The organism is Candidatus Woesearchaeota archaeon, from assembly GCA_026394965.1.
GTDB lineage: Archaea > Nanobdellota > Nanobdellia > Woesearchaeales > 0-14-0-80-44-23 > JAPLZQ01.
In genome coordinates this window covers 1-9,418 of record JAPLZQ010000102.1, presented here as the reverse complement: position 1 = coordinate 9,418, position 9,418 = coordinate 1, and the positions used below count along the sequence as shown (strand labels likewise).

6 protein-coding genes are annotated in these 9,418 nt (G+C 40.8%); 4 read left to right on the top strand and 2 right to left on the bottom strand.

The features are described from left to right. Positions 1-154 precede the first annotated feature (154 nt). Both pheT and NTV63_04495 read right to left on the bottom strand, forming a co-directional pair. Positions 155-1,720 carry a phenylalanine--tRNA ligase subunit beta gene (pheT, locus tag NTV63_04500; protein MCX6710180.1) on the bottom strand — a complete coding sequence of 522 codons (1,566 nt, stop codon included), beginning with the start codon at positions 1,718-1,720 and terminating at the stop codon, positions 155-157. Positions 1,721-1,762: 42 nt separating this feature from the next. Beyond that, positions 1,763-3,217, bottom strand: coding sequence for a phenylalanine--tRNA ligase subunit alpha (locus tag NTV63_04495; GenBank protein ID MCX6710179.1), 1,455 nt, complete (start codon positions 3,215-3,217; stop codon positions 1,763-1,765). Positions 3,218-3,431: 214 nt separating this feature from the next. Between NTV63_04495 and NTV63_04490 the strand changes: the two genes are divergently transcribed. The 4 genes from NTV63_04490 to NTV63_04475 form a co-directional block, all read left to right on the top strand. Beyond that, entirely contained in the window at positions 3,432-3,785 is a 354-nt protein-coding gene (locus tag NTV63_04490) for a hypothetical protein (GenBank protein MCX6710178.1), read from the top strand. A 69-nt stretch (positions 3,786-3,854) separates the two neighbouring features. Next, positions 3,855-7,418 (top strand): hypothetical protein, encoded by a 3,564-nt coding sequence (locus NTV63_04485; protein ID MCX6710177.1) that lies wholly within the window; start codon positions 3,855-3,857, stop codon positions 7,416-7,418. Positions 7,419-7,480: 62 nt separating this feature from the next. After that, complete coding sequence (locus NTV63_04480) at positions 7,481-8,008, top strand: hypothetical protein (GenBank protein ID MCX6710176.1); 528 nt, start codon at positions 7,481-7,483, stop codon at positions 8,006-8,008. Beyond that, positions 8,005-9,418, top strand: a 1,414-nt coding sequence (locus tag NTV63_04475; protein ID MCX6710175.1) for a hypothetical protein, incomplete at its 3' end; no start/stop codon positions are given. The genes NTV63_04480 and NTV63_04475, both read left to right, overlap by 4 nt.

The window sequence follows — 9,418 nt, the reverse complement described above, 5'->3', positions numbered from 1 at the left end:
ATTTATTTTTTATTTTATTAATTATAATTTTAAAATTGGGATTATCCTTTCTGATTTTAAACAATGATTTGCTTTGATTAAATTATTGTATAATTTTATTTTTAATAACAGAAACGATTCCCAATCAATTCCAATGCGAAAAAAAAATTTAATCTCATATAAATGAATAAATGCTTTCCATATCTATCTCAAGAGCGCATACTGGAGTCTCAATCTCCCAGTTGGAAAGCACCTGGGGGGAAATCTCGCCCATGAAGCCTATCTTCTTCCCTGAAACAATTATGTCTGCAATTCGCCCTGAAATAAAGGATTGATGCTTCCCTTCATCTATTGAATATTTAACTCCAAGTGCAGAGAGCAGGGCTTCTGCAACCTGCTTAATCTTTGTGAAATCTGAATTTGTGCTTGCAATTGCAATTGAGAGCATTTTCTTCTCAGAAACCCTTGTCTCCTCCTCATCATTCGGGGAAAATACAGTTGCAATCTCAAAAATCTTGTGAGGCAATTCCCTGTTCTTGTTCTCAGAAAGGACTTTTATGAGAGAGGGAAGAAGCCATGGTCTTAAGATGTAGTAGTCAGATGATACTGAGTTTGCAAGCTCAATGTAGCCTATATCGCAGTTCATCTTCATCTTTATGTTATTGTAGTTTGTAAGATGGCATGTGCTTGTCTCCAAAAAGCCCAGGCCCACAAGGATTTCTGAAACGTGCCTGAAGAATATTTCCCTCTTATCCTCTTCGCCTGTTGTTGAGAATTCAGAAAACTCTGGCTCAAAATTCTCATAGCCGTAGGCAACTGCAATGTCCTCAACAAGGTCCATCTGGTGAAGGATATCCACCCTGTATGCGGGTATTAATGCCTTCTTTCCCTTGTAACCTATCCCCATCTTTGAGAGCAGATTCTTTATGTCAGACTCTTTGAGATTCAATGAAAGCATCTTGTTTGCATAAGGAATGTCAAGGGGCATTTGAGAAGGCTTCAAATCAGGAGTTATGTCCCTGCCTGTCTTAACTGAGCATATTATCCCGCCCCTGTCTGCAATGGTCAATGCAATGATGTTCAATGCCTGCGAAACTGCAAGCTCATCTGTCCCTGTGACATCAATGAAAATGTTCCTGGTTTCATCTGTTACCTGGGTTAGGATTCCGTTGATAATCGGCGGGAAGCTTACAACATTGTCTGCTGCATCAACAATTATCGGATACTCCTTCTTTCCCTCAAGAATCCAGGCATAGGCTTCCCCTTTCGGAGTCCTCTTTAAAATCTGCTCCATTGTGAGCTTTCTCTTGTCTCCGAGAGGTATGAAGGAATATGAGTCGGGCTTAACTGCCTTGTATTTAAGAGGGAACTTTATCTTGTCAAAATCATGAACTCCTATTGCAACCCTCTTCCTCTTTCTGCCGTGAGTCTGGTGAAGCTTTTCCTGAAGCTGCATAAGGCTCTTTATTGCATCATCGTCAAGATTAACGTTTCTCATTACTGCGCACTTTATGAACGGCCTTACACTCTTTACAGAGGAATCAACATCAACCTTAAGGGGGGTTTTCTTGACTTTGTATTCCTTAAAACCCTTTTTTATGCCAATGAAAACTGAAAGAGCCCTTGCAAACCCCTCAACAGAAAGCATATCAGGCCTGTTTGGAAACACTTCTACTGCAAGCTCTTTTGAATCAATCTTATCGAGAGCTGTCCCAAGCATGCATATTCTTTCTTCAAGAATCCTGTCAGGAACCTTTTTTCCCAGAAGCTTCAGGAGGTATGCTTATTTGACTATAATCCTTGCAAGTCCGAGCCCCCAGGCAAGAACAGGCACATCCTTTCCGAGAAGGGGCTTAACAACTTCGGGCCTGAACATCCCTGCGCCTCCAAGCTCAATCCACTTTCCGCGGCTCTTGTCATACACATCAATCTCTGCGCTCATCTCAGTATATGGGAAATAGCCCGGCCTTATTCTTATCTCGTCATATCCCATCTTTTTGTAAAAAAGCTTCAGGTATCCTATGAGATTCTTGAAATTTGCATTGGGGTCAATTACAATTCCCTCAACCTGGTAGAACTCAAAAAGGTGGCTCCAGTCCTGAGTCTCGTTCCTGAAACATCTTCCGACTGCAAAATACCTTGCCGGAAGGCTTTCCGGATTCAATGATGCAATTGTCCTTGATGAAAGCGCTGTAGTGTGGGTCCTTAGCACCAGCTTTTTTGCTTCCTCTGGATTCCAGTGGTAGCGCCAGCCCTTGCTTCCTGTTGTCCATCCGTTTTCGTGAGCTGAGGACACCTTTTCAACAAGCGCCTTATCAGGAAGCTTTGCCTTGTCTGGATTTCCAAGAAAGAAAGTATCCTGCATCTCCCTTGCAGGGTGATCCTGTGGAGTGAAAAGCGCGTCAAAATTCCAGAAGCTCTGCTGGACCAATCTGCCCTGCATCTCTTTAAAACCCATATCCAGCCAAATCCTCTTTATGTAATCAAGAGCCTCATTTGTAAAGTGCCTTCTCCCGTAAAACACCCTCGGCACAGAAGCCTTGACATCATACCTCCTGAATTTCTTGAACTGCCATGAGCCGCTTTTTATGAGCTCAGGGGTTAGAGCCTCAATATTCTCCTGCATGAGGTCATAGCCGGCAATTTCCTTTCCATCATCTGTCAGGAAAACAGTCCTTGTCTTAACAAGCTTGGTCTTGATAATCTTCTGGCGCTTCTTCAGCTCATCAAAGCAGAACCTGTCTTCCCGCCCCATTCCTGAGGATTCTATAGGAAGCCTTTTAAGGAACTGCTCCTCGAGCGAGCCGCGCTCAAGGATTTCACGCCCATTGTCAGTAATCTCAAATTCAAGCCCTTTTGCCTTCTTCTTTATGTTTATCGCAAGCTTCTTCCTAAGAAGCCCTATGCAGACTTCAATCTCCTGGGAAGAAAGATTTATTTTTGACTTTAAAGCAGAAATATTGGCTGGACCGCCCTTTATTGCAAGAAGAAACCTTTTTTCAGGCAATCCTGCCTTAAGATAGATTTTTCCGTTTGAATCAGGCGCAATAAGCTCTTTTATCTCTTCCTTGACAATAACAAGGTTTTTGTTCTGGAGCCACTGGATTGCCCGCATGAGCTGGATGTCCTTAAGCCCGCTTTTTGCCAGAATATCATTAAACCCGGTTGCATCTTTCATAGCCATAATTGCTTTTCTCTCATAGGGATGCAATCCGTCAATGATGTCAGAAATGTTCATAAGAGTTTGGGAATAGAAAATTTCTATATAAATCTTTTGAATAGCCCAAAAAAATTAAAATTTTACTTACATAATACGTCAAATTCTATACTTACATAGTAGGTTAATTTAATGGAAAAAAAGAAATATTTATATATTAAAATACTTACATAATAAGTATATTTGTATAATTTTTGTGTGCGTTCATACATTTCAGTAAAAACTGGTCCATATCGTGCAAGAAAAAAAGGACGGCGAGAGAAGAAATAGCAGAGATGACACTACTTTCAATACTCCTAACACCGATAAAACTTATTCTTCAAAAAAATCAACTGAACATCTTTTAAGGGAATACAAGAAAAGAATTTCTGAGAACGACAGGGAAATCCTCAAGGATTTCATAAGAGAGAGCCTTAAAAAATACAGTGGAATAACTGCTGAAGAGCTGTTAAAAATCCTTACAGAGGAAAAGGAAGAGATTCCTGCCTCAATATTCTCAAGGAAATTAGGCTCACTTGAAGCAATAACAAAATATTTTGTTGAAGAGAAAAAATACTCCTTAAGCAAAATCGCATTAATTCTGAAATAGTCCACAGGGATGAACGCACGATATGGACAATAAATCACAGGGCAGGAAAAAAAGCCCTGAAGGAAGGCAATGAATAAGAAAGGCAGCAGAAGGACAGAGAACTTTAGGCGCGAATTAGCTGCAAATTTAGAAAGCATAGAAAAATGCAGGAGATACTCTGCTGAAATAAGAGAAAACAGCGAAAAGCTCTATTCCGCATATCTTAGGAATGAATATGGAAGAAAAGAGTATGAGAGAGCAGTTGATGAATACCTTGCCGGAAGGACAGTTGAGGAATGGAGCGAATACTACAGCGAAAAGATAGAGGCATACAGCAGAAGAAAGAGCGAGCTTGAGAATCGCATAGATTCGATAGAGAATGGGGCAATCAGCGCAAGGGCAGTCCTTGCAGTGCTCATGATTCTTGCTATCGGAATAGGTGCATTCTTCATAAAGCCTGCAACAACTGGATTTGCAACACTGAATGAAACGCCTGAAAATTTAACTGAACCTGCTTTGAACCTAAGCGTTCCAGAAGGCGCAGTTGAAAACCTCACAGAGAACATTACAGAAAACATAACTGCTGTGCTTGAGAATATAACAGAGGGCATTATAGAAAATGCAACAGAAAATATTAGCACAGCAGAAAATTTAAGCATTAACATAAGCGAGCTTAATGTCAGTGTTCCAGAGACAAACGCAACTGCAAACATTACTGCGCCGGAAGAAAACGCAACAGGAATAATCCCAGAAGCGCCTCTTGAAAATATCACTGGGCCTGAAGAGAATATTTCAGCAAACATTACAATCAACCTTGCGCCGGAATTAATCCTGCCGATTGAGGACTTCAGCATAATTGTCGGGGAAAAGAGAACTATTGACTTATCAGCGCACTTTGCAGACGCAGAAAACGACTCAATAATCTACCTCGCATCAGGAGCAGACGGGCTCAGCATAGCAATAACAGGAGAGAATGCAGAGATAACTGCAGAAAAGGCAGGAACATACACAATAAGATTCATTGCTTCAGACCTCATATCCTCCACATACAGCAATGAGATTTCAGTGATTGCTGAGGAAAGGACTGAAAATGCGCCCGAATGCATTGTTCCAAAGCAGACGATTACAAGAACGTCAGAGATTACCATAAACCTCTCAATTTACTGCACAGATGTGAACGGAGATGTTTTGCATTACTCAGTGCTTTCAGCAGAAAATCTCACAATCGCTCAAAATGAAGAAAACATAACAATTACTGCAAATTCCGGATTTGAAGGCATAGCAGAGATAAGGATTGAGGCAACCAATTCCTGGAATTCAACAGAACACACAATTGAAGTTGAAGTGCTGGCAAAGGGCTTCAAGCTCACAACAGAAGAATTCACGCAGTCAGATTCAGAGATTGGAAAACCGGTTTACTGGACAAAATCAGTGAAAGTTGAAAATATTGAGAAGCGCGTCCAGGAGATAGAAATACCTCTCCCAGAAGATGCAGAGAACATAACAGTATACAGGAAGAGCGGAACAACTGAGATTGAGGCATCTGACATCATTGTAAAAGAAAAAGGAAAAGAGAAGACGCTTTCTGACTACAACAATGAGAAGGCAGCTGAAAGAATCAGAATAAACAGGATAAAAGAGCAGCAGAAGATTAATGGAATAACCGGATTTGCAGTTTATGACAGCAGAAATGGAATCGGGCTTCTTGAGAGGTTCATTGACTGGATTATAAGCATATTCAGAAGCTTTGGAAGAATAACCGGATTTGCAGTTTCAGACGAAAACATAACTGAGCCAGAAAACTTAACTGAATCTCCTTTGAACTTAAGCGTTCCAGAGAGCGCAGCTGAAAACCTCACAGAGAACATTACAGAAAATATAACTGCTGCGCTTGAGAATATAACAGAGAGCGTTATAGAAAATGCGACAGAGAACATCAGCACAACAGAGAATCTAAACATCAACATCAGCGAACTGAATGTGAGCGTTCCAGAGATAAACGCTACTGCAAATGCATCTGAAAACGCAACAGAAGAAGCTGCTCCTCTTGAAAGCATAACGCCTGTGCCAGAAATAGCAGAAGAAGAGCCAGTTAAGGAGATAACAGCAGAAATTGCTGAGAACATAACTGCAGAAGAAGAAACAAAAGAAGCGATTGAAAATGCAACAGAGACTCCATTAAGTGAAGAGAACATAACTGCAGAAAATGCCACGCAGGCAACAGAAGAGGCATTGACAGAGAGCTTTGCAAGGAACATCACAATATTAACCACAAGCGCAGAGAATGAGGAATACCTTGTGGAGTTTGCAACAACTGCACCAGAGAGCATAGAAGGGGAAGAGATTACAACTGGCTCTGTTATCACAAAGAATGTCACAATCACTTCTAACTCAGCTGTCCACTACATAAACACAACAGCATACTCAGACATAACAGAGGCAAAGCCAGAGCAGATAAGAATCTACCTCATTAAGAATGGAAGCAGGGAAGATGTAACAGAGAATGAAAGGTATGCAGTAAGATTCCTTGACCTGAACAACAACAGCATGATGGACAGGATTGTTTGGATTGTCCCAATGCTCAGCAATGAGAGCTTTGAGATTGAGATAGAGCTCAATGTCATAACTGTGCAGAGCTACCCGATGGTCGGAGGGAACTGGACAACTGAATTCAACACAACAGGAACTGCAAACCTCACAATAAGCGCATACAATGAAACAACATACAGAGAGGAACCAATAGACCTCAATGAAACTGCTGATGATTTGAGATTCCTTGAGATTACATGCGGAAACGAGAGCAGGAAGGATAGTGCGCTTGTGATAACAAGTGCAGCATGTGTCAATGGAACAATTGAGAACAGCAGCGTTCCTTGCTTCGGAACCGAAACAGTATATGCCAATTATACAATCTTATCAGATTCAAACTTGAGCATCCCTGTCTCTTCAATATTCATAGAGAACTACAACTGCACTGAGAGCTCATACTATACTGTGTATGTAATGACTCCAGGAAAGCATGACCAGGAGTTCAGGTTCGGAGGAAAAACAGCACACTCATACAACGTCGCAGGGCTTCCAGCAATAACAATGCTTAAGCCAGTCAACAACACAATAGTGCATACTGGAGTTGTCCTCAATTTCAGCATAACTTCTGCAAATGCAACTTGGTACAGCAACAACGGAAGCGCAAATGCAACATTCTACTCGCCATATGAGATAAACACAAGCGGATGGAGCGAGGGAATAAGGACAGTAACTGTATTTGCCAATAACTCAAATGCAGATGTCAGGACAAACATCTACACTTTCACATTCAACAACTCTGCATACGGGCACTTTGAGCCGTATTATGTGTGGCCTTACGAGGACTTCGGAAACACAACTGTCCCATACCTTAAGTTCTTCACCTTCAAGGCAGGAGTAAGGTGCATTGGAGGGCCTTGCGGAAACATAAACGCAACACTTGACCCCGAAGAGATAAACCGAATGATAGAATCTGCAATAAAAAGCCAGATAGAAAACTATGTCAACGGGCGAGTTAAGACAGGGAAGAGCGGGAAAATCAGGGTTACAGTAGAAGGAATAGTAATCTTAGAATCAGAAAATGAAGGTGTTTCATACCAGGTTTCAACAAGAATGGATGAGGAATAATACTTATTAAATTAGATAAATATTTAAACTAATGGGTATAAAATACTTATTAAATACGAAAAATGAAGCAAGAACAGGAATTATCGGATGGGAATGAAGAAATAATCGGGATGCTGCCTGAAGACAGGAGGATGCTCCTTGAGATTGACAGGAACACATTCTGGCTTTCAAGCAGGTATAAAATCAAGCCAGAAGAGATACTTGAGATTGCGGAAAATGGGAGAAGTTCGATTCCTGTCAATGCGCTCTTGCGAGGGCTTGCACCATTGGAATCTGTTATCTCATACCTGAAAGATGATGGAAAATTCTCAATAAATGAAATTTCAAATATGCTTGGAAGGGAATACAAAAGCGTATGGGCAACTTACCGCAATGCAAAAAAGAAAAAACCACTAAGGGCAAATGCGAAAAATTCAGGCTTGCAAATACCGATATCTGCTTTTGCAAATTCAAATCTCGGAATCCTTGAATCTGCAGTTAAATTCCTCAGGGAAAACCGCAAGATGAGATACAGCGAAATTGCTCTCTTAATAAAAAGGAACGAAAGGACAATCTGGACAGCATATCATAAGGCAAAAGAAAAAACATGATAAAGATGGATGGGAAAGGAGAGGGAAGGAGAATAACTGGAATACTTCTCACTCTTGCAATGCTCTTCTTTTTGCTTTATGGCATAAATCCTTTTGCAGAGGACATGCACTATTTTGGGTTCCGCGCATGGGCTTATACTGTAACATGCACCTTAAGCGGAATATCCGAAGCCACATCTTATTCATATGTCACAGGAACAAGCGTTTATTACAATAATGCAAGCACCGGGGATTTCATAGTCAGCATAAGCGCATCCACAACAGGAGGAACAAACGCATCAATAAAAAATGTCACATACCCAACAACAGTAAGCGCAGGAGGAAACGACAGCCTAACGCCATACAACTGGACATACACTTGGGACAGCGCAGATAAAACCAATTATGCGCCTGCAACAGCAACATGCTACAACAACTGGAGCGACAGCAATACTGCATCATTTAACGTATACTGGGACAATGCAGCGCCGACCTTAAACTTTGCTCTTCCAACATCTGCCAATAATTCCTATGTTTCCAGAAATTACACAGAAGTTAACATGACAATAACAGAAGCCGGCGCCGGCTTAGACACTTTCAAGTTCAACTGGAACAACACAAACTATTCCTTCTATGACGATTCTCTTGTTCTAGCCATGAACTTTAACAACAACTCAGCAATAGGAGACAGTGCAACAAATATTGTTGATATTTCTAAGTACGGCAATGATGGCACCACTAATAAAACCATCATTGATGAATTTAACAGTACAGAATCTTGGACCGAAAACCAGATTACTGGAAGTGCCTCTGAAGGAAATTATGTGGCACAGATTACAAATATTACCGACCCGTACTTTTTAAAAGATATAACTGACTTTGATGAATCTTATAACACACTAACTATCAGATACAAAAGCTACGTTAATGGACCCACACAAATACAACTGTTTTATACTGATAACACTGACTGCTCTGGTTTCAGTGAAACCTGCAGCCAGTACTTTACCGGTATAATTTCTGACGGCGAATGGCACACTTTGGATGTACAAGTCACAGATGCTGAATGGATTGACAATGACGGAACAATAGATGACCTTCGAGTTGACTTCAATTTCCAATCAACAACAGGGACAGTATATATTGATTACATTCATTTCAGCAACGGTCCAATCTGGACAGCAGGCAAATTCGGAAGCGCACTAAGCTTTGACAGCATTAATGATTATATTGAAATATTAAATAATCCAACATTAAATTTTGGTGCAGGAGATTTTTCAATTGGTTTTTGGACATATCAAATATCCGCAGGTTATCAGGGCGGGTCATATATTGCAAGAGGTGCATATGATGCTGAAGGTTTTAACTCATATGATGCCATATTTAGAGTTAATACAAACACAGGAGAATTAGCCCAGATTGGGCTTGCTG